Annotated in this window: 27 protein-coding genes; 16 read left to right on the top strand and 11 right to left on the bottom strand. The window is 44.6% G+C overall.

Going from position 1 to position 24205, the window contains the following annotated elements:
* Positions 1-8: 8 nt before the first annotated feature.
* Positions 9-1349: a sensor histidine kinase gene (locus ACRC32_RS24745; RefSeq protein ID WP_438556457.1), complete on the bottom strand. Its 1341-nt coding sequence runs from the start codon at positions 1347-1349 to the stop codon at positions 9-11.
* A 369-nt stretch (positions 1350-1718) separates the two neighbouring features.
* Here ACRC32_RS24745 and ACRC32_RS24740 point away from each other — a divergent pair, with 369 nt between their 5' ends.
* Positions 1719-2033 (top strand): DUF3155 domain-containing protein, encoded by a 315-nt coding sequence (locus ACRC32_RS24740; protein WP_015153575.1) that lies wholly within the window; start codon positions 1719-1721, stop codon positions 2031-2033.
* Between the two features lie 188 nt (positions 2034-2221).
* Here ACRC32_RS24740 and ACRC32_RS24735 read toward each other — a convergent pair whose 3' ends face one another.
* Positions 2222-2767, bottom strand: a complete 546-nt coding sequence (locus ACRC32_RS24735) for a cofactor assembly of complex C subunit B (RefSeq protein WP_438556456.1) — start codon at positions 2765-2767, stop codon at positions 2222-2224.
* A gap of 69 nt (positions 2768-2836) precedes the next feature.
* Positions 2837-3184 carry a PadR family transcriptional regulator gene (locus ACRC32_RS24730; RefSeq protein WP_039716029.1) on the bottom strand — a complete coding sequence of 116 codons (348 nt, stop codon included), beginning with the start codon at positions 3182-3184 and terminating at the stop codon, positions 2837-2839.
* A gap of 357 nt (positions 3185-3541) precedes the next feature.
* Between ACRC32_RS24730 and ACRC32_RS24725 the strand changes: the two genes are divergently transcribed.
* From ACRC32_RS24725 to rpsN, 5 genes are all read left to right on the top strand, one after another.
* Positions 3542-4120 (top strand): DUF3611 family protein, encoded by a 579-nt coding sequence (locus tag ACRC32_RS24725; protein ID WP_438556455.1) that lies wholly within the window; start codon positions 3542-3544, stop codon positions 4118-4120.
* 174 nt (positions 4121-4294) lie between these two features.
* On the top strand, positions 4295-5581 hold the full coding sequence (gene serS, locus ACRC32_RS24720; RefSeq protein WP_438556454.1) for a serine--tRNA ligase: 1287 nt from the start codon (positions 4295-4297) through the stop codon (positions 5579-5581).
* Positions 5582-5745: 164 nt separating this feature from the next.
* Positions 5746-6837 carry an RIP metalloprotease RseP gene (rseP, locus tag ACRC32_RS24715; protein ID WP_438556453.1) on the top strand — a complete coding sequence of 364 codons (1092 nt, stop codon included), beginning with the start codon at positions 5746-5748 and terminating at the stop codon, positions 6835-6837.
* On the top strand, positions 6834-7562 hold the full coding sequence (gene nth / locus ACRC32_RS24710; protein WP_438556452.1) for an endonuclease III: 729 nt from the start codon (positions 6834-6836) through the stop codon (positions 7560-7562). Before rseP ends, nth begins: the two co-directional genes overlap by 4 nt.
* A gap of 163 nt (positions 7563-7725) precedes the next feature.
* The gene (gene rpsN, locus ACRC32_RS24705) at positions 7726-8028 is read left to right on the top strand and encodes a 30S ribosomal protein S14 (protein ID WP_438556451.1); all 303 of its coding nucleotides are present in this window, start codon (positions 7726-7728) and stop codon (positions 8026-8028) included.
* Between the two features lie 3 nt (positions 8029-8031).
* Here the strand turns inward: rpsN and ACRC32_RS24700 are convergent, their stop codons facing one another.
* On the bottom strand, positions 8032-8361 hold the full coding sequence (locus ACRC32_RS24700; RefSeq protein WP_015153567.1) for a hypothetical protein: 330 nt from the start codon (positions 8359-8361) through the stop codon (positions 8032-8034).
* Between the two features lie 92 nt (positions 8362-8453).
* Here ACRC32_RS24700 and aat point away from each other — a divergent pair, with 92 nt between their 5' ends.
* Positions 8454-9035: a leucyl/phenylalanyl-tRNA--protein transferase gene (gene aat / locus ACRC32_RS24695; RefSeq protein WP_438556450.1), complete on the top strand. Its 582-nt coding sequence runs from the start codon at positions 8454-8456 to the stop codon at positions 9033-9035.
* A gap of 257 nt (positions 9036-9292) precedes the next feature.
* Positions 9293-9538, top strand: coding sequence for a ChaB family protein (locus ACRC32_RS24690; RefSeq protein WP_039716036.1), 246 nt, complete (start codon positions 9293-9295; stop codon positions 9536-9538).
* Between the two features lie 171 nt (positions 9539-9709).
* Here ACRC32_RS24690 and ACRC32_RS24685 read toward each other — a convergent pair whose 3' ends face one another.
* Entirely contained in the window at positions 9710-10435 is a 726-nt protein-coding gene (locus ACRC32_RS24685; protein ID WP_438556449.1) for a Crp/Fnr family transcriptional regulator, read from the bottom strand.
* Positions 10436-10957: 522 nt separating this feature from the next.
* Here ACRC32_RS24685 and ACRC32_RS24680 point away from each other — a divergent pair.
* Positions 10958-11689, top strand: coding sequence for a Crp/Fnr family transcriptional regulator (locus ACRC32_RS24680; protein WP_438556448.1), 732 nt, complete (start codon positions 10958-10960; stop codon positions 11687-11689).
* A gap of 307 nt (positions 11690-11996) precedes the next feature.
* A complete protein-coding gene (locus ACRC32_RS24675; RefSeq protein WP_438556447.1) occupies positions 11997-13031 on the top strand; it encodes a hypothetical protein in 1035 nt (344 codons plus the stop codon).
* Positions 13032-13147: 116 nt separating this feature from the next.
* On the opposite strand, the gene ACRC32_RS24670 is transcribed toward ACRC32_RS24675, so the two are convergent.
* The 4 genes from ACRC32_RS24670 to ACRC32_RS24655 all read right to left on the bottom strand — a co-directional run bounded on the left by ACRC32_RS24670 (position 13148) and on the right by ACRC32_RS24655 (position 15353).
* A complete protein-coding gene (locus ACRC32_RS24670; RefSeq protein WP_438556446.1) occupies positions 13148-13675 on the bottom strand; it encodes a hypothetical protein in 528 nt (175 codons plus the stop codon).
* Between the two features lie 79 nt (positions 13676-13754).
* Positions 13755-14183, bottom strand: coding sequence for a hypothetical protein (locus ACRC32_RS24665; RefSeq protein ID WP_438556470.1), 429 nt, complete (start codon positions 14181-14183; stop codon positions 13755-13757).
* Positions 14184-14303: 120 nt separating this feature from the next.
* A complete protein-coding gene (locus tag ACRC32_RS24660; RefSeq protein ID WP_438556445.1) occupies positions 14304-14483 on the bottom strand; it encodes a CsbD family protein in 180 nt (59 codons plus the stop codon).
* Positions 14484-14825: 342 nt separating this feature from the next.
* A complete protein-coding gene (locus ACRC32_RS24655) occupies positions 14826-15353 on the bottom strand; it encodes a hypothetical protein (protein WP_438556444.1) in 528 nt (175 codons plus the stop codon).
* A gap of 288 nt (positions 15354-15641) precedes the next feature.
* Between ACRC32_RS24655 and uvrB the strand changes: the two genes are divergently transcribed.
* From uvrB to lpxD, 3 genes are all read left to right on the top strand, one after another.
* Positions 15642-17639 carry an excinuclease ABC subunit UvrB gene (gene uvrB / locus ACRC32_RS24650; RefSeq protein WP_438556443.1) on the top strand — a complete coding sequence of 666 codons (1998 nt, stop codon included), beginning with the start codon at positions 15642-15644 and terminating at the stop codon, positions 17637-17639.
* A gap of 84 nt (positions 17640-17723) precedes the next feature.
* Positions 17724-19046 (top strand): NAD(P)/FAD-dependent oxidoreductase, encoded by a 1323-nt coding sequence (locus tag ACRC32_RS24645; protein WP_438556442.1) that lies wholly within the window; start codon positions 17724-17726, stop codon positions 19044-19046.
* A gap of 49 nt (positions 19047-19095) precedes the next feature.
* Positions 19096-20133: a UDP-3-O-(3-hydroxymyristoyl)glucosamine N-acyltransferase gene (lpxD, locus tag ACRC32_RS24640; protein ID WP_438556441.1), complete on the top strand. Its 1038-nt coding sequence runs from the start codon at positions 19096-19098 to the stop codon at positions 20131-20133.
* A 75-nt stretch (positions 20134-20208) separates the two neighbouring features.
* On the opposite strand, the gene ACRC32_RS24635 is transcribed toward lpxD, so the two are convergent.
* Entirely contained in the window at positions 20209-21015 is an 807-nt protein-coding gene (locus ACRC32_RS24635; protein ID WP_438556440.1) for an SDR family NAD(P)-dependent oxidoreductase, read from the bottom strand.
* Between the two features lie 234 nt (positions 21016-21249).
* Between ACRC32_RS24635 and ACRC32_RS24630 the strand changes: the two genes are divergently transcribed.
* Entirely contained in the window at positions 21250-22035 is a 786-nt protein-coding gene (locus tag ACRC32_RS24630) for an HAD family hydrolase (RefSeq protein WP_438556439.1), read from the top strand.
* Between the two features lie 125 nt (positions 22036-22160).
* Here ACRC32_RS24630 and ACRC32_RS24625 read toward each other — a convergent pair whose 3' ends face one another.
* Positions 22161-22514 (bottom strand): phage holin family protein, encoded by a 354-nt coding sequence (locus ACRC32_RS24625; RefSeq protein WP_438556438.1) that lies wholly within the window; start codon positions 22512-22514, stop codon positions 22161-22163.
* Positions 22515-22725: 211 nt separating this feature from the next.
* Here ACRC32_RS24625 and ACRC32_RS24620 point away from each other — a divergent pair, with 211 nt between their 5' ends.
* A complete protein-coding gene (locus tag ACRC32_RS24620) occupies positions 22726-23223 on the top strand; it encodes a pentapeptide repeat-containing protein (RefSeq protein WP_438556469.1) in 498 nt (165 codons plus the stop codon).
* Positions 23220-24205: 5-(carboxyamino)imidazole ribonucleotide synthase (locus tag ACRC32_RS24615; protein WP_438556437.1), on the top strand; the 986-nt coding region annotated here is incomplete at its 3' end. The genes ACRC32_RS24620 and ACRC32_RS24615, both read left to right, overlap by 4 nt.

Below are 24205 nucleotides of genomic sequence, written 5' to 3'. Positions count from 1 at the left end.
ATCAACCATCAACCGTCAACTGTCAACCACACGATAAACGTAGTTCCCCCACTACTTTCTGGGGTGGGATGCCACAAAGCAGGACTAAAAACTTCAATCGTGCCTTGCATTTGTTCGATCAGTGCCTTAGCAATTGCTAGTCCCAAACCCGTACCAGGAATATCTGAATCTGCTTGTCTACCTCGGTAGTGGCGATCGAAAATTCGCTCTAAGTCTTGCGGGGGGATACCTACCCCCGTGTCACTAATGGCGATGCCCTGGAAGTTGTCTCGCTCTAATCCTGCTTGGACGTAAATTTTGCCTCCAGGCGGAGTGTATTTAATCGCATTGTCAAGCAAATTGCTTAATACCTCACGCAATTCTCTTAAATGAGCGCGCACTGCTGGTAAATTTGGTGGCAGATCTGCTTGCAGATCTAAGTTGCGTTCTTGAGCGATCGCCCAAGCAGAAGCTAGCAAGGGTTTTAGCACGTCCTCGATCGTGCAAATTTCGCTCTGAGTGCCTTCGCGATTGGGCAGCAGTGGTAAAGGGGCATTGAGTATAGGTATTGCCGATCGCACCTCTGTGGCTGGAGGAAGGGATTTGGTTGGTTCTAAATCTTCCTCTGTCATGTCGATGACTCGATCGAATTGTTGCAGCAATTCTTGCAAGCGATCGCTTTCTCTCACGATATTGTCTGCCACAGCTCGGTTCGCATCTCCAGGTAGCAGGCGCTTGAGCAGCAATTTGCCGAACGTCCGCAACGCCGTCAGTGGGTTGCGAAACTGGTGCAGTAAGTTATCTAATAACTCTCGCTGCTGGGCTTGTAGTTGCTTTTGCTGGCTGAGCTGCTGCTCCGATCGCTCTCGTCGTCGATCTAAAAGTCTTGCCAGCGTTAGCGTTTGCGCCACTCGTTCGATTTCATGCCGTTCTCGCTCGTTCCATGCTCTATCCTCCCGACTAGTCACGAGTAGTCCAATTAACACTCCTTCATTAAGCAGTGGTAAAACAATCTGTTGGCTCGGTACTAGGGCTTTATCTGCCGTTTCTGGCGGTTCAGCTACATTTGCCTCGGTCGGTAGTTCCGGTAAAGATACAGTATCTATATTTTTTGCAGTGGCTTTTGCTTTCAATCGCGGTGGCTGAGGGCGACTTGTTGTAGCAGGAAGTGCTGCACTATTTAACTCTAGTCCCTTCCACCTCACTGCTGACTCTGGATAGGCTACGACAGGGATCAGCTTCTCCTGTGCTGTTCCTTCCTCTACTAATCTTTCCGTCAGGTATACCACGCTCAAAGCCGCCCCCATTCCTTGGGTTAGCAAGGCAACTTGAGAGCGACACAATGAAATAAACTCAGCACTGGCAGGCATTATGAAGGGCTACGGCAAGAATTTGGGAGTCGGGAGTCGGGAGTCGGGGGAAGAGAGAGTCGCCCAGCTGTAGGGCGAAGCCCTTCTCGAAGAATGGGAGAGTCGCCCAGCTGAGGGAGAAAGAAATTTAAAATCTTTACACCCTACACCCCATTCTTCACTGACAACTGATAACTGATTTAAGTGGATTAAGAATCTTAATTGACTGCGATCGCTTGTGTCGTTTTATTAATCATATTTTCAACATTAGCGGGTTTTTTGTTGCAAACGCTTAACATAAGTTGATTTTTCTAACTCAAATCGATATACTGACGACGGATTTTGTAAATATAAATACAATTTTCTGGTTAAAAAAAGGAGGGAGACAGGTTGGCAAGAAGACGCAAGCGCAAAAGTCGTCGTCGCCAGGAAGGACGTCGCATCCTCGAGCATGTGCCTCAATATAGCATTGAAAGTGGCGAAGATAAACCCGTGACTGCTGCTCGGAAGTTTATTCAAGCGGAGGGAATTGCTCCGCCTGCATTGCTGCTGGTTAAGCGAAACGAGCACACTACAGATCGCTACTTCTGGGCAGAAAAAGGTTTGTTTGGGGCGCAGTATGTAGAAGAGAATCATTTCTTGTTCCCTAGTCTACGGGTACTAGAAAATCCTCCTGAAAAGGAACTCGTTGCCGCACACAGGTAGCCTAAGGCGTTACCGAAGCTAAATGACAGCCAAAAGCTAGGTATTGGAGATTTTGAAATCATCGGCGTTATAGTCAAACGCGAGTGAGTCGCGTTTGGGCAAAGCGAAGATGAAATTTGGGGGAAGTATATACTTCCCCTAAAATATTGCTACACGCAAGGCTACGCGAATTCCAGATTTCGATCTCTTTATTCTGCTGGCTTCAAATTCAGCGATCGCTGCAATTGAATTAACTCATCCCGATGAGCGGTGACTGTGAGCAGGCTTTGTGGCGAGATGAGACCGCCCGTATTTGCCTCTAATTGATTTGCCTCTAATTTAAGAGATACCCGTTCTTTCCTGCCTGCTTTTTTCCAATAGAAAATACCTGCTGTTGGAGCTAGCAAAATCAGGATCGAGAAAGCCGCCGTCCAGTTTGGAAATAGTAACGACCAAACCAAGATCAGGCAAAGAATTCCCACCGTGGCAAGCATTGAGAGAAACACAGCTAGAAACAAGCTCGGTCGGATAAATCCCTCAAACGTAACAGAATTTTTCTCAGCATCCACCTCAGACACAGTGTAGGAACGCGAGCGCAAATACTGTTGCAGTTGCGCCATCAACGAAGCCTCTGGCTGTGCGGACACCAGATGGAGCGTTTGCGTTCGGTCTTTAGTAGAGGCTCGAATGAAGAAAAATAGCCCCACTGACAGCAATAAAGTCAGCAGTAGGGTCGATGAGAGAATCGGAGTCATAGCTATCTTGCGTTTGAACAGCGCCTGTTCGACTTTTTCACAATCGATTTTTGCACGATCGATAAGCCATTAGCGTACCACCTTATTAATATACTCTTGCCACAGTCGAGATAACTCCTGCGCCTGTACTTGCCATTCTGGGCTTATCTGATACATCCGTCGCGGTCGCCCTCTTCCCTCAACCTTCTTCCAGTAGCCGAGAATTGCCTTTTCATCTTCCAGGAACTTAAGTGCGCTGTATAGGACTGTATCGGAAAGGCGATAATTAGGGTATTCGCTCTCCAGCTTTTGAATCAGTTCCGTGCCGTAGGATTCTCCTTTTAACAAAACTGACAGCACGTAACATACTGCAAGTTCTTGGCTCAAATAGGTCGGAGGAGGATTTTGGAAAAACTGATAAATATCCTCAATTCTCATAGCTTTAGTTTACTTCTCATCCATAAATCACAAAAAACAGCACTTTTGACAATCATCTCTGACGAAATCCTTGTTTCTCACACTCAGCCGCGATCGCTCTGCAAAACTTCGCCGATCGCACCGGAATGCGGTTGAGGCAATTTTAAACGCAGAACCATAAGTTGTCTGCTAAACTTCATTCAAAATTCATTACATTTTTGCTTCTTGTCTGACCTAACGCGACAAGATCTCTTACAGGAAGGGCTGTGGAGTAGGGTTTGAGGATTTTAGATGTAAGAATTATTACAAGTTACGAATTATGAATTCTATTTTAAGAGTGATAAGTATGTGTTTAATAAATGCAAACTGGAGATAAATATGTTTGATAAGTCGGGTACGAAGCCTCCTCCGGCATCGCTTGAGTCCATTGCTAACCAGTTTCGGCTGACTGGTTGGATTGGCTTTTGGTCGCAGATCGTTTTGGGTGTTGTTTCTGCCATAGTTTTGTTGCTATTTGCCGTATTCAGTCAGCGAACTGGTAGTCCTAGTAACAATCCTGGGACTGGATTTGGTATTTTTCTCGCTGTCTGCGGATTGATTGCCCTTGGCATGAGCATCTACTGTGCTTTTCGATACACCAGACTAGGCAGACAACTCCGGTCATCTAATCCTGCTAACCGTCCGCGCAAAATTTATACGATTCAAGTGATCAAATTTGCTTTAGTCGTTAACTTGGTAGGAATGCTCTTGAGCCTGTTTGGAGCTTATGCGATTATTGGGACTCTATTTGCTAGAGCCATATCACCCCAGGCGATCGCAACTGGAATATTCGATCCCAATCGGATCATCGGTGGATTGGACATATTAGCAGTTCAAGCAAACACGAACACCATTTTTGCTCACTTTCTAGGTTTATCCAGCGCTTTATGGCTACTCAATCGGATTAATCGGAGTTGAGGGAGCGCACGAGCAGTAATCAGTGACCAATGACCAATGACCAGTGAACATCTGTCAGTCAACAAATGACTCTTGACCAATGACTCTTGACCAATGACTCTTGACCAATGACTCTTGACCGATGACCGCTCGTGATAGTGTTGTAACCAGAACTAGAAGAAGCTAAACAGATCCGTGCTGGATATCAAGCAAATTAGAGAAAATCCCCAAGCCGTGCAAGAACGGTTGCAGCGTCGTGGTGACTATGACTTGCAACCATTGCTGGAGTTAGACCGCCAACAGCGGGACTTAGAACAAGCGCGATCGCAACTCCAAGCCCGTAGTAACGAAATTGGTAAACTCGTCGGACAAAAAATTAAATCTGGTAGCAGTCCTGACTCTCCAGAAGTGCAAGATTTGCGAGAAGAAGGCAACACGATCAAAACTCAGTTGAGCGAACTCGAACCGCAAGAAAGAGAGCTAAAAGAACAAATCGAAACTTTCTTGCTAACAATTCCCAACTTACCAGGCGATTCTACTCCGATTGGCAAAAACGAAGCAGAAAACATTGAAGTGCGGCGTTGGGGCGATGAGTATCTGCCCCAAAACGCGAATATTCTGCCTCATTGGGAAATTGGTGAAAAGTTAGGTCTACTCAATTTCGAGCGATCGACAAAAATAGCCCAAAGCCGTTTTGTCAGTTTAATTGGTGTTGGGGCGCAGTTGGAAAGAGCGTTAATTCAATTCATGCTCGATCGCCAAACCGCAGTAGGTTATGTAGAAATTATCCCACCCTTTTTGATTAATTCTCAATCCCTCACAGCCTCCGGTCAACTACCCAAATTTGCCGAAGAAAGCTTTAAGTGCGCCAATGACGATCTGTGGCTCAGTCCCACAGCCGAAGTTCCGATCGCGAATTTATATCGAGGAGAAATTTTAGCAGCCGAAGATTTGCCAATTTATTATTGCGCTCATACACCGTGTTTTCGCCGTGAAGCTGGTAGCTACGGTAGAGATACGCGAGGACTAATTCGACTGCACCAATTTAATAAAGTCGAATTATTCAAATTCGTTCATCCCGACACCTCGGAACAAGAGCATCAAAAACTATTGCACGACGCAGAAGCGATCTTACAGGCATTACAACTGCCTTATAGAGTACTAGAACTGTGTACGGGCGATCTCGGTTTTTCGTCTACAAAAACCTATGACTTAGAAGTGTGGCTACCCTCATCGGAAAAATATCGAGAAATTTCTAGTTGTTCCAACTGCACTGATTTTCAAGCTCGCAGGGGGAGCATTCGGTTTAAGGAAGCAGGCAAAAAAGGAACCCAGTACGTCCACACTCTCAACGGTTCCGGCTTAGCTGTAGGTCGGACAATGGCAGCAATTTTAGAAAATTACCAGCAGCCAGATGGCACGGTAAAAGTACCGGAGGTGTTGCAACCTTACTTAAGGCGAGAAGTCATTGGGAAGGAGTGAGGAGCGAAGAGTGAGGGAATCTAGAGACAAGGGGGACAATTCAAGTCACAAGTTGTAAGTCGTAAGTTGTAAGTTGAAATTCCCCTGCTCCCTGCTCCCTGCTCCCCGCTCTCTAATCAGTAGAATGAAGAAATATGTAGCTAAATTTATCGAGAATTGATTCTATGTCAGTTTTGGCAGCGATCGCAGTCTTAGCCGTTTTAATTTTGGTACACGAGCTAGGACACTTTATAGCCGCACGGTCACAGGGTATTCATGTCAATCGTTTTTCCTTGGGCTTTGGACCGATTTTGTGGAAATATCAGGGACCGGAAACCGAATATGCGGTTCGTGCTTTTCCTTTAGGTGGTTTCGTGGGATTTCCTGACGACGATCCCGATAGTACAATTCCTCCTAATGACCCCAATCTTTTACGCAATCGCCCGATTCTCGATCGCGCAATTGTCATTAGTGCTGGGGTAATTGCCAACTTAATTTTTGCCTACTTGCTTTTGGTGACTCAAGTAGGAACTGTAGGCGTGCAAAAATTCGTCCCCGAACCTGGGGTACTCGTCCCTGTGGTGGCTACAGATGTTAGTTCTGTGGCTGCTAAGGCTGGCATTCAACCAGGAGATGTAATTTTAGCGATCGAGGGAAAGCGATTAGAGGCTGTTCCTGGGACTTTGGAATACGTTAAGCAGACGATCGCAACCCATCCCAACCAACCTTTAGAACTACAACTTCAACGGGGCGATCGAACTCTAGATTTAACTATTACGCCAGAACGCAGCCCTGAAGGTCAAGGACGGATTGGCGTTCAACTCAACCCCAACGGTAAACTAGAAACTCGCCGTGCTGCAAATATTCTGCAAGCTTTCAACCTGGGAGCAAACGAATTCCAAAAAATTGTCGTCCTCACGGGTCAGGGATTCGTCCAACTGATTAGCAACTTCAGCCAAACTGCTAACCAAGTTGCAGGACCAGTCAAAATTGTAGAATTTGGCGCAAATATTGCCCAATCGAATCCAGCTAATTTACTTCAATTTGCTGCTTTAATCAGCATCAACCTTGCTATCATCAACATCTTGCCTCTACCAGCTCTAGATGGTGGTCAATTGGCGTTCTTGTTTGTGGAAGGACTGCGCGGTAAGCCCCTACCGACTCGTATTCAAGACGGGGTAATGCAAACAGGGCTAATGCTATTGTTAGGATTGGGAATTTTCCTGATCGTGCGCGATACTGCTAACCTACCTTGGGTGCAAAAGTTCTTTCAGTGAACATAACTCGGAAGTGGGCATCGAAAAAACAACGGGCATTGGAAATTCTAGTGCGCTTGAAGCGGCTGTACCCCAATGCCCCTTGTACGCTCAATTATGCAACGCCTGTTCAGCTTCTAGTTGCAACTATACTTTCAGCTCAGTGTACGGACGAGCGCGTGAACTTAGTCACGCCTGCTTTATTCGGGCAGTTTCCCGATGCTGAAGCACTAGCTAAGGCGGAACCAGTTGAGATTGAAAATCTCATCCGTTCGACAGGGTTCTATCGCAACAAAGCTAAGAACATTCAAGCCGCCTGCCGGATCTTGGTAGCAGAATATGGAGGAAAAGTCCCTCCCAGCATGGAACAGCTCCTACGCTTGCCAGGAGTGGCGCGAAAAACGGCAAATGTGGTGCTGGCTCATGCCTTTGGAATTAATGCTGGAGTCACGGTAGATACCCACGTCAAACGCTTGAGCTATCGTTTAGGATTGACGAAAAATACAGATCCCATTCACATCGAGCGCGATTTGATTCGGTTGCTCCCCTCAGATGACTGGGAAAACTTTTCAATTCGGATTATTTATCACGGACGAGCTATTTGCAAAGCACGCAATCCTACATGTCAAGCATGTTTGCTCTCCGATTTGTGTCCCTCAGCCAACTTACCCTTATTGGAGGAGATTCCACCTGTAAGAGAGTCGGGAGTTGGGAATCGGGAGTCGGGAGTCGGGAAAGAGAGCTGAGGGAGCAACTATCAAATCAAATCGCAAGTCGCTCTTTCGCTAGTCGCAAGTAATTCCCCCTGCTCCCTGCTCCCTGCTCCCTGCTCCCTATTCACTGATAACTGATAACTGATAAGATACAATGGAAAACGGTGTCTTTAGGGAACAATAGCTTTCAGCATTTATGGCTAAAAAGAGCATGATCGAGCGCGAGAAAAAGCGCCAAAAGATAGTTGCAAAGTATGCTGACAAACGTGAGGCATTACTTGAGGATTTTCACAATGCCGAATCTCAAGTCGAGAGACTAGAAATCCATCGGCAAATTCAACGCTTACCTCGCAGTAGCTCTCGCACCCGCCTCCACAATCGTTGCTGGGTTACGGGTCGTCCTAGAGGGTATTACAGAGACTTTGGGCTGTCTCGGAACGTGTTGAGAGAGTGGGCGCACGAAGGGCTATTACCAGGAGTCGTTAAGTCGAGCTGGTAGGTTTTATTGACCGCAACAGCGATCGATGCCCAAGCTATCTAGGAGCAGATCGCTGACTGCATTAGCAACAGCAAATTCGCTGTAAAAGCTTTTAGAAAAATCAAATTCTTGCATTTCTGTGACGATCGCGATCGCTAGTGAACCTAGATCGTTCTCTCCCTCCATTCGCTGCCGGACGAATATTTGAGCCGCGCGGCGAGATATTTGTTGATTAGCTGGCTCTGGCAGAAATTCTGTATCGAGCCATTGTTGCAGGGCTGCTCGCAACCATTCCCCCTCTTGTAGAGGATCTTTAGCTGGTGGCAATGTGACTGGCGGAATCGGTTCAGCCATGATGAGGAGCTAGGGGTCAAGGGCTGGGGGTAATAGAGTTTAGTATATTATTCTATGCTCGCTACTCACAAATGACCAATGACTAATGACCAATGACCAAATATGATGTGTCTGCAATCGTAGAGGGATATGCCCAGGGCTATTTCCTGATGGCTGACGAAACAGGTGAAAATTTGAGTTGGTATTCTTGCGGCGATCGCACTTTCATTCCCTTGGATGAAAGATTTCATTATCCTAAGTCTTTACGGCGAGTTTTAAATTCTAACCGTTTTACTGTTGCCATTAACCGCGATTTCAAAGCTGTAGTAGCTGGATGTGCTAACCGCCAAACAACTTGGATTTCCTCTCAATTAAAAGAAATTTACTGGTTGCTCTATCAATCTGGTTATGCTTATAGTTTTGAAACTTGGCAAGGAGATGAATTAGCAGGAGGAATTTTAGGAATTGCGATTGGCGGTGCTTTTATCGGTGAATCAATGTTTTATTGCATCCCCGAAGCTTCTAAAGTCGCAATGGTAAAGTTAGTTGAAAGATTGCGCGATCGCCACTTTGTTTTCTTCGACGCTCAAATTATGAACCCTCACTTAGCAAGGTTTGGGGCTTACACAGTCAGCGAGAAAGAATATCGTTCCTTACTCCGTCTCGCCTGGAAAAGCTCTTGCTCGTTTGCTTAAGCTTTACAGTGACAAAAGTCATTTTTCGCTCGTTTTTTAACTTCTGATTTCTGACTTCTGATTGCTGAATTCCCATACTAGATCCCTCTATCTCACGAAAGAAATATCGAAAAAATACTTCTAGATAATTAGTGTGGTAATTTAGAATACTCGATTGAAAAAACTACCTGCTGTTGTATTTATGCTTGTGGAAAGAGGAAGCCTCTCTATTTCCTATCTAGGATTGAAATAATAATGAAAGTAAGGGAAACTAGATCGTGGCTTACAACAAAGTAGAAGAATTACCGGCAGAAATTACAGAAAAGTTACCCCAACACGGACAGCAGATCTTTTTAGCCGCATTTAATGCCGCACAGTCAGATGGGATGAGTGAAGACGCTGCAACGAATGTTGCTTGGAACAGCGTTAGCCAAGAATACGAACAAGGGGAAGATGGTAAGTGGTATCAGAAACCAGAAGATACCGCAGTACACGATAAGTCCACCGTATCTGGTGGGAATTAGTAGATAGGTTTAACATCCGGTACTAAGACTTGGCGATCGCAAAACTATCTAACGCGAGCTGGCACGAATTTGAACAAAACTCAGGTTAAGAAAACTAAGGTTAGGAAAACCCGCCTGTGCGGGTTTCTTCTGTTTTTTAATCGCTTAGTATTGAATTGCAATTGCGAACCGTCAACTAAACAAGCGATCGCGTTCTGCTCGTAGCAAACTGTAACACTCGCAGGCTGTCGCTTCTAAACCTTGGCGATCGCAAATTGTCATCTTACCGCGATTATATTGAAGTAACCCTATTTTTTGCAGTTTTAATGCCACCTCTGTCACGCTAGCGCGGCGCACGCAAAGCATTTGAGCTAAAAACTCTTGGGTCAATTCAAATTTATCGTCTCTGGCACTATCGTGCATCATCAGCAACCAACGACAGCATCGTTGTTCGACGGGATGGCGGCTGTTACAGGCAGATGTTTGAGCAATTTGGATTAGGAGCAGATTGATATACCGTTGTATCCAGAGCGATAGAGTATCGACTTGAGCGATCGCTTGCTTGAAGACATCGGCTCTCAGCCGTATTGCTTCCCCTGGAATTTGGACAACTGCCCTCAAGCTGGATATATCGGTTCCCAAAAATAAGGGAATCCCTGCCATGCCATCGTTACCTACAACACCTACCTCTACGGCAGTACCGTCTGTCATGACAGTTAAGAGGGAAACCAAACAACTAGTTGGAAAATAGACATAAGGTATTCGCTCTTGTGGCTGAAACAAAACCTGCTTGAATGCCAAAGAAACAATTTCGAGATCAGATTGGAGGCTGCAATAGGCTTCTTGAGATAAAGCAGATAGTAAGCGATTGTTTAGATCCTTTTGATTAACTTTTCGATCGAGTTCAGATCCACTCATTAGCAGATGTCCCTAGCCATTTATTTCTTTATAAGGAAAGAGTGTGACATGGGACGGGGAAGTGTTTTTACTAATTGTATTTCCCGCCAAGAGGTAAATCTTAACTCCTGCTTAAGAATACCTACAAAATCAGTATAACAAGCCGTGTATGTACGGTATCGTACTTTGGTTTTTGTCAGCTTTGTGTACGATTTTGAGGTGAAAAGCTGAGCTATGCCTGTCACCTCGATTGCATGAAGTCAAAATATTATCGATTTATCGCTCCAATTCAACACCAAATCTTCACTCTTCACATTCGATATTGGCTACTGTGTCAATGCTATTTCTTGGCAGAGGCAAGCTAGTAGTAAATAGCTCAACTATTTCCAGATTCTCCCCTCATTTTAATTTTCTGGCGACGCTCGATAGGCAGACAGTGCTGGCATCTTCAGAACTAACACTGGAGTGCTGTCAAGAGTTGTCTTGCTTTATTAAAGCAAGTTACGCCAAATATTTCAGTCAACTCGATGGAGGAAGCTTTACGTGTCGGATTCTGAAGCTAACGAGCTTTATCGAAGAAATCAATTGTTGGCTGCTTTGCCGACGGAGGAATACCAGCGCCTACTGCCTCACTTAGAAGTTGTTTGCTTATCTCATCGGCAGATTTTGCATGAAATTAACGAGCTAATCGAATATGTTTATTTTCCCACTCAGGCTTTAGTCTCTATGGTATCGCTCATGGAAGACGGAGCGACTATAGAAGTAGGGATAGTCGGAAAAGATGGTATGGTGGGCTTACCTGTCTGCTGGGGAGGTAATAGCGCCACAACTCAGGCGTTCGTCCAGATTCCCGGTAGTGCGATAAGGATTGCAGCCGATCGCTTCAAAGCTGAGTTCGAGCGTCATGAAGCGTTCTATCATTTGATACTACTTTATACCCAAGCTTTGTTTACTCAAGTTGTTCAAACAGCTGCTTGTAATCGTCGCCACACTATAGAACAGCGCCTTGCTCGGTGGTTACTCTCAGTTGAAGATCGAGTTGATGCCGAACAATTGTTACTCACTCAGGAATTTATCGCTCAAATGTTGGGTATCCGTCGTTCTGGAGTGACTGTAGCAGCTACAGCTTTACAACAAGCGGGAATGATTCGCTATTCCCGCGGCAAAATTGCCATTGTCGATCGCCAACTGCTGCAATCTACTGCCTGTGAGTGTTACAAAGTTGTTAAAAATGAGTTCCATCGCTTAATATGTCTAACGCACGATGTCGCTTAATTCGCCGCTTCATTGACCGTTGACATTTCTTGAGTCTACGTTCGCTACCGTACAGTCATTTTTTAGCTCAGTAGATATACTACTTTAAGCATATCTATTCTCATAATTGTATGCTCTGAATTTTTCATAGTTTGTTGCTTAGTGGCATCCTTGTCAATGTTAACGGGCTTAACAACAGAGTTTAACCAACAAGCGCGATCGGATTGCAATAGCCTTGACCGAACGATCGTGTTTGCCTATCAAAAATTTTAATCGGCGATCGAAACGCTGCTGTATTTTTGCAAGGCTGCATCTACAATTGTGACTCATGAGTTTTCTTATGACCTCAGAAAACGAGCGCGACATCCAAAATCAGAAAGTTGCTAAGCTTTGGGGCAGTAGTTGGCAAAAACTCAGCCCTAAGCAGCGACAGTTAGTGGGAGACATCATGCAAGATGTCAAGATCGTGTCTATTGGCGATTCTCTGGAAGTAGAAGTTAGTAAAATGCCGCCGCCAGAGTTTGCCAACGTTACGTCAAGCGATCGCCCTACCTACTTTAGAGATCGCAGTTCTTCCGAGCCTCATTCCACTGATGTTTTCGCAATTACATGGCAATCGGTTCTAGAGAAAACCACCGATGCTTTGGTAGAAGAACAAAAGGATTTGAAGCAGCTTCAGTTTATCTTCCAAGAATTAGATTATCAACAAATTACAAACAATACTATTAATGATATTAGTACGATTGTCAGACAGCCAGCAGATTTAGAGGCGATCGCAACACTTGAAGCCCAAACCGAGCTGCTGAAAGAAATACTCGATAACTATTTTATTCAATCGTTTTCATCTGTAGCAAATTGCTGTGAAATATCTCTACAAAGCGATTTAGATGATGCACTTAAAGATTTAGTTCAACAAGCACAAAGCTTAGGGTTACTAGGATTGGGAGCTTTTACACTCGCAGCAAATTTACATCTATTACTTTTACACGAAAAGGTGAAATCTCTACCCCAAGAGCGGCAGAATCTCAATTGTATTCTCAATAATTATATAGCTTATGCCAAAAATACAATAAGGCTAATATTTAGACTATCTGTAGGTAAAATTGATAAAGCTTGTACGTGTGTAAAATATTATTCAAATTTTGATGAGAACCCAGAATATGAATGTCTATATTCTAATGGAAAAGACATTTATATTTTTCGCGATTGTAGCGATCGAGCAGGATATGAGTGTAACAAACACAGATTAAGAATGTTTCATTCTACGGTAGATCGGGTGATGCAATTCATAGTTCAACCTCTGCGATCGACAATTAAAGTCTGGGAAAAACTAGTAGTTCAGATGTCTCTCTCGCCTACATAGAGACACGATATGTCATCGTTATCTGTTGGTAGCTCTAGGGGCGTACAGTTGTGCGCCCCTACATCAGGTATTGCATCACGATCGGAATCGCTCTATTGCATCTCTAAGGGCAGATACTATTTCCGATGACTACCTAGCCACTTAGCCGCAGCGATACCCAATACAGCTGCTACTAGGGGATTGCTAAGGAACTTGATAATAGCTGGTTGCTCCGCCATGACTTCTTGAAAGATGTCTGGATGGTTGTGATATGCATAAGCAGCCAATTTGCTCACATCATCAGCGCTCATGCGATTGGGATTGTGAGTAGAAAGTCCCAGTTGTTGTTCTAAATCGCGATCGTGTAGTCCTTTCTTGCTTAAATGTTTGAAGAAAGCACGCGCCACATCATCCCGTTCGTTGGGTTTAATTTGGGCGATCGCTTTTTGCAATTCTGGCTCCATTTGCGCTGGAGGAATGCGCTCGTGCTGTAGAGAGTTACCGAACATTTGACGGCGCTGATCGTATGACGATCTTTGAGCGAAATCGTCAAAGTTTTCGTACTCTTGTTCTGGATTATTTGAGGGATATGCGTCAAGGTTTTCCGTGTTACCTTGCGCTAGATCGCCCATGATTTCCCTTCTGTATTTGTCGCTGCTAGTCATAATTCCAATCTCCTTTTTCTAAACCGTTCACTTAGCATCAATCATTAGCAACTTAACAAATGACAAATGACAAATGACATTACTTGTACTGAATCTGATTTGTTTGCACATCGTATTGTGCTGTCAAAATCAGTTTTTTGTCAGGAGCGTACATCAAAACTGTCAAGTCCTGGTTAGGGAAGTTTTTATGAAACCCTTGTGCCAAAGATTTTGCTAATGGCTTCACTTCGTTCGGACGAACATCTGGGGTAATAACTACGCCTAGCTTATTGTTGTCTCTTACATATGCGTCTTGAACCAGTCCTTTACCCGTGCGAGTTACCCAAGTCCCGAAATCTTGCCCGACTGGTGTATTTCCACGGGCAATTTGTCCGTAGTCGGCGCTGCGGCTAACTGTCGGTACATTTGCATTGGGTTGCCTTGCTTGTACGCTGCTGCTACAAGCAACTGTTGTTGTCAGTAAGAAAATTGCTGAAAGAACAATCGCAACTCTACGAAAGTGCTGCATGAAATTCACTTCCGTTTCCTCCCTAAAATTATTGATTTCAATTCTGTTTTTGAAAAAAACGAGGAAGGTAAAATTACATAACCTCTCTTATTTTTACCTTCCCAATTTTCTAAAATTTGATTAGAGGTTCTTCTTCACTTCGTCTTTTACGTCTTCAGCAGCATGACGTGTTTGACCTTCTGCTTGTTTTGCTTTACCTTCTGCTTTATCTTCAGGATCGCCTGTAACGTTTCCTAGCGCTTCTTGGGCTTTTCCTTCAATATTTTTAGCAGTAGCTTTTGCTCTATCTTCTGCGCTCATGTTATTTCTCCTTTTTAATTCAAATTAGCTTCTCAGTTGATTGCCAACTTGGGAGAGCTTTTAACTCTACACTGATCAATTTATATGAAAATAATAGTTTTAGCCTTCTGCCACAAGACTGATTCGAGTTCTCTGTAAAAAGAAAGAGATAAATGTTAAGTTAAGTCAAAATTTAAAAGATAAAAGTCAAAAACGTGAATGTTGGAATCGATCGCGCTACTTCATAACTTGTCATGAGCAGTTGCAACTAAGGAAAAATTTACTCCTCTTACCAATTACTAACAAAAAACCTAGTTGTTGAACACAACTAGGTTTATAAAGGCACGATTGTATTTTGATTTCTTAATCGATATAACCCATTAAATATGGATAGTTATCGATTTCATTAGAAGCAATTGGACGCATTCCAGAAGATACATATGTGTTGGAGAAATCGAATGCATCTTCGGCGATGGGGCGATCGCCCATTAAGGGAATAATGTTGGAGTATTTGAACTGGTCTGCCATAATCGGACGCAATCCGGCTGAGTTGATTGTATCCACAATCTCTAAATGATTTGCCTCAATCGGGCGAATACCAGAGATGTTAACAGTGTCGAATGTATCAAAATCGGTAGCCATGATGGGGCGAATCCCATGCATGTTCACTTCTTCTCGCACCACTAAACTGCTGGCGGCGATCGGGCGCAGTCCTGCCACGTTGACAACACTACCAGCCAGTGGCTTACCATCGGCGGATACACTCAAAGTAGAATTTTCGATCTCGCCAGTCACCACTTGATTTTCAGCTTTAGACTCGGTACTCTTGGCACGCGATCTGCGGCTGGTGGAACCACTACCATTTGTTCTAGCATTGCTGGCATTAGTCATAATCGCAAACCTCTAAGTTTTTATCCAGAAATAGCAAATAGCCAGAGAAAATTCCGAGTGCTGTTCGTCGGTTAATTACTGCTATCTGAGTTTAACGTTAAAAAAGATTATATAGTTATAGGTATCTTAACGGGATAAACATAGAAAAACTTAAATATGTTAAGATATATAAATGTCATTTGTCATTTGTCAGTGGTAGAAGGTAAGAGGCAAGGGGTAACAGGTAAGAATTTTATCGTGAATTGAATTTACCCTACTCCCTACTCCCTACTCCCTACTCCCTACTTCATGATGCAATTTAGCCTTCAAGCGCCGTTTGCACCTACAGGCGATCAACCGCCGGCGATCGCTCAACTTGTAAAGTCCATTCAAGCCGGACATCGTTACCAAACTTTACTTGGAGCTACGGGAACCGGTAAGACGTTTACAATGGCTGCGGTTATTGAAAAGATTGGCAAGCCAACACTGGTACTCGCTCACAATAAAACCCTTGCTGCCCAACTTTGTAATGAGTTGCGAGAGTTTTTCCCAAACAATGCGGTGGAGTACTTTGTCAGTTATTACGATTACTACCAACCAGAAGCATACATCCCCGTCACCGATACATTTATTGAAAAAAGCGCTTCGATCAACGACGAGATCGATATGCTGCGTCACTCTGCCACGCGATCGCTATTTGAACGGCGAGACGCGATCGTAGTTGCTTCTATTAGTTGTATTTACGGTTTGGGAATGCCAGCCGAATACCTCCGCGCCTCGATTCCCTTACAAGTGGGAATGGAAGTGAATCAGCGGGAAATTTTACGCAGCTTAGCATCCGTACAGTACAACCGCAACGATTTGGAAATGGGGCGGGGAAAATTCCGCGTGCGGGGTGACGTATTAGAAATTGGACCTGCTTACGAAGACCGAATCGTCAGAGTAGAATTCTTTGGGGACGAGATCGACGCAATTCGATATGTCGATCCGGTGACAGGGGAAATACTTCAGAGTTTGGAAGCGTTGAATATCTATCCAGCGCGACACTTCGTCACTCCAGAAGACCAGTTAGAATTTGCACTTGAGGCGATCGCGGCGGAACTAAAACAGCGCAAAGCTGTTTTAGAAGCAGAGAATAAGTTACTAGAAGCACAGCGGATCGACCAGCGGACGCGCTATGACTTAGAAATGCTGCGCGAAGTTGGCTACTGCAATGGTGTAGAAAACTATTCCCGTCACCTAGCGGGAAGAAAAGCAGGGGAACCGCCAGAGTGTCTGATCGATTATTTCCCGAATGATTGGCTGTTAGTTGTAGACGAGTCTCACGTCACCGTACCTCAAATTCGGGGGATGTACAACGGCGATCGCGCCCGTAAGTTAGTCTTGATCGATCATGGCTTTCGCCTACCCAGCGCCGCCGATAACCGCCCGTTAAAATCAGAAGAATTTTGGGCAAAGGTGAACCAGTGCGTCTTTGTCTCCGCAACTCCTGGTAATTGGGAATTAGAAGTTTCAGAGGGACGAGTAGTAGAACAAGTGATTCGTCCTACAGGTGTAATCGATCCAGAAATTTTCGTCCGTCCTACCGAAGGACAAATTGACGATCTTTTGGGTGAAATTAAACAGCGAGTGGATCGGCGCGAACGGACGCTAGTAACAACCCTAACAAAGCGAATGGCAGAAGATTTGACAGAATATCTTCAAGACCACGGTATTCGCGTCCGCTACCTCCATTCCGAGATTAATTCGATCGAACGAATCGAGATTTTGCAAGATTTGCGCGAAGGTAGTTTTGATGTTTTGGTAGGAGTGAACTTGTTGCGGGAAGGATTGGACTTACCCGAAGTCTCCCTAGTGGCAATTTTAGACGCAGATAAAGAAGGTTTCTTGCGGGCAGAGCGATCGCTAATTCAAACTATAGGTAGGGCAGCCCGGAACGTGCGAGGACAGGCGATTTTGTACGCCGATAACCTCACGGATAGCATGGCAAAGGCGATCTCGGAAACAGAACGACGACGGGCAATTCAAATTGAATATAACGAAAAGCACGGGATTACGCCCCAGCAGATCGTGAAAAAATCGAGTAACGCGATTTTATCCTTCTTAGCCGTGTCGCGTCGTTTAAACGCCCAAGAATTAGAAACTGTTTACGAACAAGCCAGCGATTTACCTTTAGAACAGATTCCAGAATTGATTACCCAACTGGAAGCGCAGATGAAAGAAGCGGCAAAAAATCTAGAATTTGAAGAAGCAGCAAAATATCGCGATCGCATCAAGCATCTGCGGGATAAATTGCTGGGACATTAAATTTGTTCATAGTTAATGGTTAATAGTTAATAGCAGTTAACCATTAACTATTGACCATTAACCATTAACTAATTACCAATTACCTTGCAATTGAAAGTCATAGTTATCGGCGGTGGGGCGGCGGGTTTTTTTAGCGCGATCGCCTGTGCTGAAAACCATCCCCATACGCAAGTCACTTTACTAGAAGCTGGTCGTCAACCATTGACAAAAGTATTGATTTCTGGGGGGGGACGCTGTAATGTCACCCATGCTTGTTTCGACCCAGCTGCACTAGTCCAAAATTACCCTAGAGGTGGAAAAGCCTTGCGGGGTGCATTTACTCGGTTTCAAAGTCAAGATACTGTCGATTGGTTTACTCGTCGCGGCGTACAGTTAAAAACTGAAGCAGACGGGCGGATGTTTCCCATCACCGATAATTCCGAAACCATCATCGAATGTCTGATCCATGCAGCTGCAAAAGCGGGTGTAAAGATACGGAACAACGCGCCAGTGGCTGCTGTGTCAGTTGTCAGTGGAAAAAGGGAGCAGGGAGCAGGAAGCAGGGAGCAGGGAAGAACTCACAACTTGTCAACTACCGACTACCAACTACCAACTACCAATCACCCAAAGTTTGAAGTCGAACTCAAATCAGGTGAAGTCATAGAATGCGATCGCCTGCTATTAGCGACGGGTAGTAATATGGCGGGTTATCGCATAGCGCGATCGCTCGGACATCAGATCGAGCCGCCAGTTCCGTCTTTGTTTACTTTCAATGTTTTGGATAAGAGTTTGCGGGAGTTGGCAGGGGTGAGTATGAACCCCGTGCATCTACGATTGCTGACGGATAGCAAGACAAAATTAGAACAAACGGGTGCGTTGCTAATTACCCATTGGGGTTTAAGCGGTCCCGCCGTCCTCAAACTTTCTGCTTGGGGGGCAAGGGCATTGCATGACTGTCATTATCAAGCGAAATTATTGGTTAACTGGTTGCCAGAATTGGATCGGGAAACGCTGCGATCGCAAATTCTCTCCGTCAAAACAGCACAACCAAAAAAAGCGATCGCCTCTTATCGTGGCGTGAATGTTTTGCCGCACCGTCTCTGGCAATACATAATTGTACGGGCGGAAATTGCGCCAGAAGATCGCTGGGCGGAAATCTCTAATAAGGAGATCGATCGCCTGATCCAAGAAATTGCTCAAGCTGAATACCTCATCCAAGGCAAAGGAGCTTTCAAAGAAGAGTTTGTCACCTGTGGCGGGGTCAATTTGAAAGAAGTTGACTTTAAAACCATGCAAAGCCGTCTCGTTCCAGGACTTTACTTTGCTGGCGAAATCCTCGATATTGATGGCGTAACTGGAGGCTTCAACTTTCAAAGTGCCTGGACAACTGCATGGTTGGCTGGACAAGCGATGGGGAGTGAGGAGTAGGGTAGGGGCGCAGCTGCGCGCCCGTACAGGAGTAGGAGGAAAGATTAAGATGAAATTTAGTGAAATTGTCAGCAAATTGGGTGAGGCGGCTAGCAATAACAGCCTTGTTGCCAAGCCAGACTGCGATCCAGAAATTACGGGTGTAGCCGCAGTCGATCGGGCAACGGCTGAAAATATCAGCTACATTGACGGAGACAAATTTGCTGCTTACATTCATGAAACTGGCGCTAGCGCTTTGATTTTACCTCAAGATGAAACTTTAAAGGAGCGAGCGCAACAACGGGGAGTTGCGTGGATCTCTACATCTCAACCCAGATTGATGTTTGCCCAGACGCTGGCGTTGTTCTATCAGCCCTATCGTCCCAAACCAGCGATCCATCCTACGGCTGTGATTCATCCTTCGGTACAGTTAGGTGCGGAAGTAGCAATTGGGGCGCATGTTGTTATCGAAGCTGGTGGAAAAATTGGCGATCGCGTTTGCATTCATCCTAATGTCGTGATTTATCCAGATGTAGAAATTGGCGATCGCACGGTGTTACACGCTAACTGTACGATCCAAGAACGCAGTCGGATTGGCGCTGATTGCACGATCCATAGCGGCGTTGTCATTGGTGCAGAAGGGTTTGGCTTCGTGCCTACAGCAACTGGTTGGTTCAAAATGCAACAGTCTGGCAATGTGGTGCTAGAAGATGGCGTAGAAGTAGGATGTAACAGCACGATCGACCGTCCTGCTGTAGGAGAAACCCGCATCGGTCGCAATACCAAACTCGATAATCTGGTACACATCGGTCACGGTTGCAAAATTGGTGCTAACTGTGCAATGGCGGCGCAAGTTGGCTTGGCGGGAGGAGTGGAACTTGGAAATGGCGTGATTCTCGGCGGACAAGTGGGAATTGCCAATGAAGTCAAAATGGGAAATGGGGCGATCGCTTCTGCAAAAACAGGAATTTATCACAACGTTAAACCGAAAGACATTGTTTCCGGTTATCCTGCTGTTCCCCACAAAATATATCTCAAAAACTCGGCTATTTACAAGCGATTGCCAGAAATGTACGAATTTTTCAAGCAGAAAATGAAAGAAAAATAACTTCTGTACGGGCGGGTTTAGCAAATAGATTCGCAACCTTGTCTAAAAATTTTGCTCGAACCCCGCCCCTACGACTTACCTTTTAAATGTTTGCCGAGACAACCATTGCACGACCCCAGGGAACACACTGTATGCGGCTTGAGCGAAATTAGCAGAACCAACCACGACTTCAGCCCGTTGGTGTTTAACTCCTTCCCAAATTGCTTTCGCTACATCTTCCGGCTTTTCTACAAAAGGGGTATGTAGTATTTCTTCTAACTGTTGTCGGCGCGACTGGGCATCTGCTTCATCATGACCTGTAAAAATTGCCCGTTCTGTAAATCTGGTTTTAATGATGTTGGGATAAATGCCACAGACGTGAATTCCTTTAGGCTTAAGTTCTGAATGCATGGCTGCTGTCATACCAGCAACGCCGAATTTAGTGGCAGTGTAGGGAGCTAGGTAAGGAATTGGTACTTTACCCCCAATCGAACTGATATTGACGATCGCGCCTTGTCTGCGTGCCAGCATGTGCGGTAAAACGCTGTGGATTGTATGAACGTAGCCACAGAGGTTGGTATCGATTGTATGATGCCACTCTTCTAGGGAAAAGCTTTCTACCGGACCAGAGACGTATATTCCGGCATTGTTGATGAGGACATCAATTGCGCCATAATGTTCTAGTGCTTTGTCGATCAGATTTTTTACTTGGTCTGGATCTCTAACATCTGTAGGGACTACCAAGGCTTGGCGATCTAGTTTTTGGATCTCCTCCGCTACGACTGCGAGGCGATCTCTATGTCGCGCAGCCAACACGAGATCGTAACCTTTGCTGGCAAAAAGTAAAGCAGTTGCTTCGCCGATTCCTTGGGATGCGCCTGTAATCAGTGCTGTTGGAGCCATACCGAAAGTAAACTATCACTAGTATCTATTAACTTGGCTATTCGTGTTTTATTGCCTCCCTCTGTTGGCAGAATTCGCAAGCGAGTCAAGAAAAAGATTTTTATGTCGCGCAAAGCCACAAAAACGCGAAGTGTTTTTGTGGAGAAAGTTAAGTAAAGGAAGCTAAGAAGAATTCTTATATATTTTTAAAGTACAATTTCTTAGAATCAAAAACTTTTGAGTTATCGGTTGATTATGGGTTTTACTCCGCTAGAACAAATCGATGGCAATTTTCTAAAAAATATTAAAATAATTGCTACTGACATGGATGGAACTCTGACGCAGAAAGGGAAGTTTACGTCAGATTTGTTGCTGATGTTTGAAAAGTTGGCTCTGGCGGATCTCCAAGTTTTAATTGTGACTGGACGTTCGGCTGGATGGGTAAGTGGATTAGTCAATTATTTACCAATTGCTGGGGCGATCGCGGAAAATGGTGGTTTGTTTTATTCAGTAAGAAATGAAGAGGCGATAGCGCTTACACCCATTTCCAATAGACTAGAATATCGGCAAGAATTAGCAGCGGTTTTTCAAAGACTGCAACAATTTTTTCCTCAAATTCGCGAGTCCAGCGACAATTGCTTTCGGATTACTGATTGGACTTTTGATGTACGAGGATTAAGTGTAGAACAATTAGACCGGCTCAGTAGTATTTGTCAAGAATTAGGTTGGGGTTTCACTTACAGCAACGTTCAATGCCATATTAAGCCGCTCAATCAAGATAAAGCAAATGGTTTAATGCAGGTTTTACAAGATTATTTTCAATGTCTGCCAGAACAGGTATTAACTGTTGGCGACAGTCCTAACGATGAGAGTTTATTTAATCCTCAGTATTTTCCCTTTTCTATCGGAGTTGCAAATGTGTTAGAGTACGCCGAGCGGCTAAATTATCAACCTAGTTACATCACAAAAGCAAGTGAAGGACAAGGCTTCTGTGAGTTAGCTAGAGAAATTTTCAAAGTTTCAGGTAAATTGAGTAACTGAAGTCTTAGATCTCAATTTGAAGGTATCTGTAGAAAGCTAAGGTTATTTCTTGTATTTGAGAGCAACTTTGAATGCAGGTAGCTAATCAATAGCTCTCAATTTCTTCACCTTCAAGATTTTGCAATTTAGCTCTGTACGACTCGCTCAACTAAAAAATTAATGATGCCTGCAACTAACGTCAGTACAATTGAACCAATTAAACCTGGTAACAACCCCGTGACAGTAAAACCAGGTGACAAAGCTCCTGCAATCCAAATACTAATACCATTTACTACAAATAGAAATAATCCTAAAGTCAAGATTGTGAGGGGTAGAGTCAACACAATCAAAATCGGTCTGATGACAGCATTAACTAAACCAATAATAACCGCGGCGATTAAAGCTGCGGCAAAGTTCGTGACGATAAAGCCATTAACTATGTTTGCTGTAATTAGTAAAGAAACTGCGGTCACGAGCCAAGTCAACAGGAAATGTACCATGGTAGTTTCTACTGAAATGACAAGATAATATTCGTACTTATTTAATACATACCACAGTGGTATTTGTCTGTTGATAAATTTACCACTCTCGATTTGCTAATTTTAGGCAACGAGCTGAAAAGTATTGGTTGTGGCTTCTGCCCTCTAGTTTCTACCCCCTGCCTTTCAGATTGAATGCGATAAGCTGAAAAGAGTAACATTGAGATCTCACATGGTATTTTTGCGGCAACTGGCAGGATTATGCATCGCGATCGCTCTATGCGTGATTTGGACTTTACCTGCCCAAGCTTTAGATTATCCGCCGCCGCTTTCCTACAGCAATGCAGAGCTGACAGGTAAAGACTTTTCGAGACAAATTTTAAGAGCCGCAGAGTTTTCTAATGCCAATATGGAGCAGGTTAATTTTACTAATGCTGACTTGCGCGGGGCGGTTATGAGTGCTTCAGTGATGACACAGGCAAACTTGCACGGTGCAGATTTGAGTATTGCTATGGTCGATCAGGTAAAGATGACTGGAGCCGATCTGAGCGATGCCGTATTGCAAGAAGCCCTTTTACTCCGTACTATCTTTACTGGTGTTGATATTACAGGTGCAGATTTTAGCGACGCGATTTTAGATGGGGCGCAGGTAAAAGAATTGTGCCAACGAGCAAGTGGGATTAACTCAAAAACAGGTATTGCAACTCGCGAATCTTTGGGGTGTCAATGAAGCGTGTCGGTGTTATTGGTGGCGGACAGTTAGCTTGGATGATGGCTGATGGAGCCAAGAAGTTAGGGATCGAACTGGTAGTACAAACACCAAATAAGAGCGATCCAGCAGTGGCGATCGCCACAGAAACAATTATCGCCGCGATCGACGATGCCGAAGCAACAAAAGCCCTAGCTGAAGATTGCGAGATCGTGACTTTTGAAAATGAATTCGTCAACCTAACCGCTTTATCAACTTTAGTCGAGCAAGGAGCCTGCTTTCGTCCTAGGCTAGATGTCTTATCTCACATTCTCGATAAATACAAGCAACGCTGCTATTTACAGCAAATTGGTTTACCTGTCCCCAAGTTTATCGCCTTGGATGTCTCAGAGAGTAGGGAGCAGGGAGCAGGGAGCAGGGGAAAGAGAGCTGAGGGAGACATAAGAGAGCTAGGGAAACTGGGGGAGAACGATCGCGCACCACTCACCACTTTCCCCGTCGTACTCAAAGCCCGTCGTCACGGATATGACGGACAAGGGACTTTTATTATTAAGGATGCGGAGACTTTACAAGAAAAACTATCTGCATCTCAACATCCAGAAAAACAGTCTCAGTATCTATTAGAAGAATTTATCCCTTTCGATCGCGAATTGGCAGTTATCGCAGCTCGTTCCGTCACAGGCGAAATAGCAATTTATCCCATTGTCGAGACGCAGCAGCAAGAGCAAGTTTGTCGGCGGGTATTTGCCCCTGCCGATCTTAGTGCAGAATTAGTTCGAGACATCGAAGCGATCGCCCGCACATTTTTAGAAAGTTTACAAGCTGTTGGTATCTTTGGGATCGAATTATTCCTCACCTCAGAAGGTAAGGTATTGGTCAATGAAATTGCTCCCCGCACGCATAATTCTGGACACTTTACCCTAGATGCTTGTGAAGTTTCGCAATTTGAACAACATCTTCGCGCTATCTGCGGCTTCCCATTGGGAAATCCTACCCTCCGCAG

Source organism: Chroococcidiopsis sp. (genome assembly GCF_051657925.1).
Taxonomy (GTDB): Bacteria; Cyanobacteriota; Cyanobacteriia; order Cyanobacteriales; family Chroococcidiopsidaceae; genus Chroococcidiopsis.
This window is presented reverse-complemented; position numbering and strand designations above follow the sequence as displayed.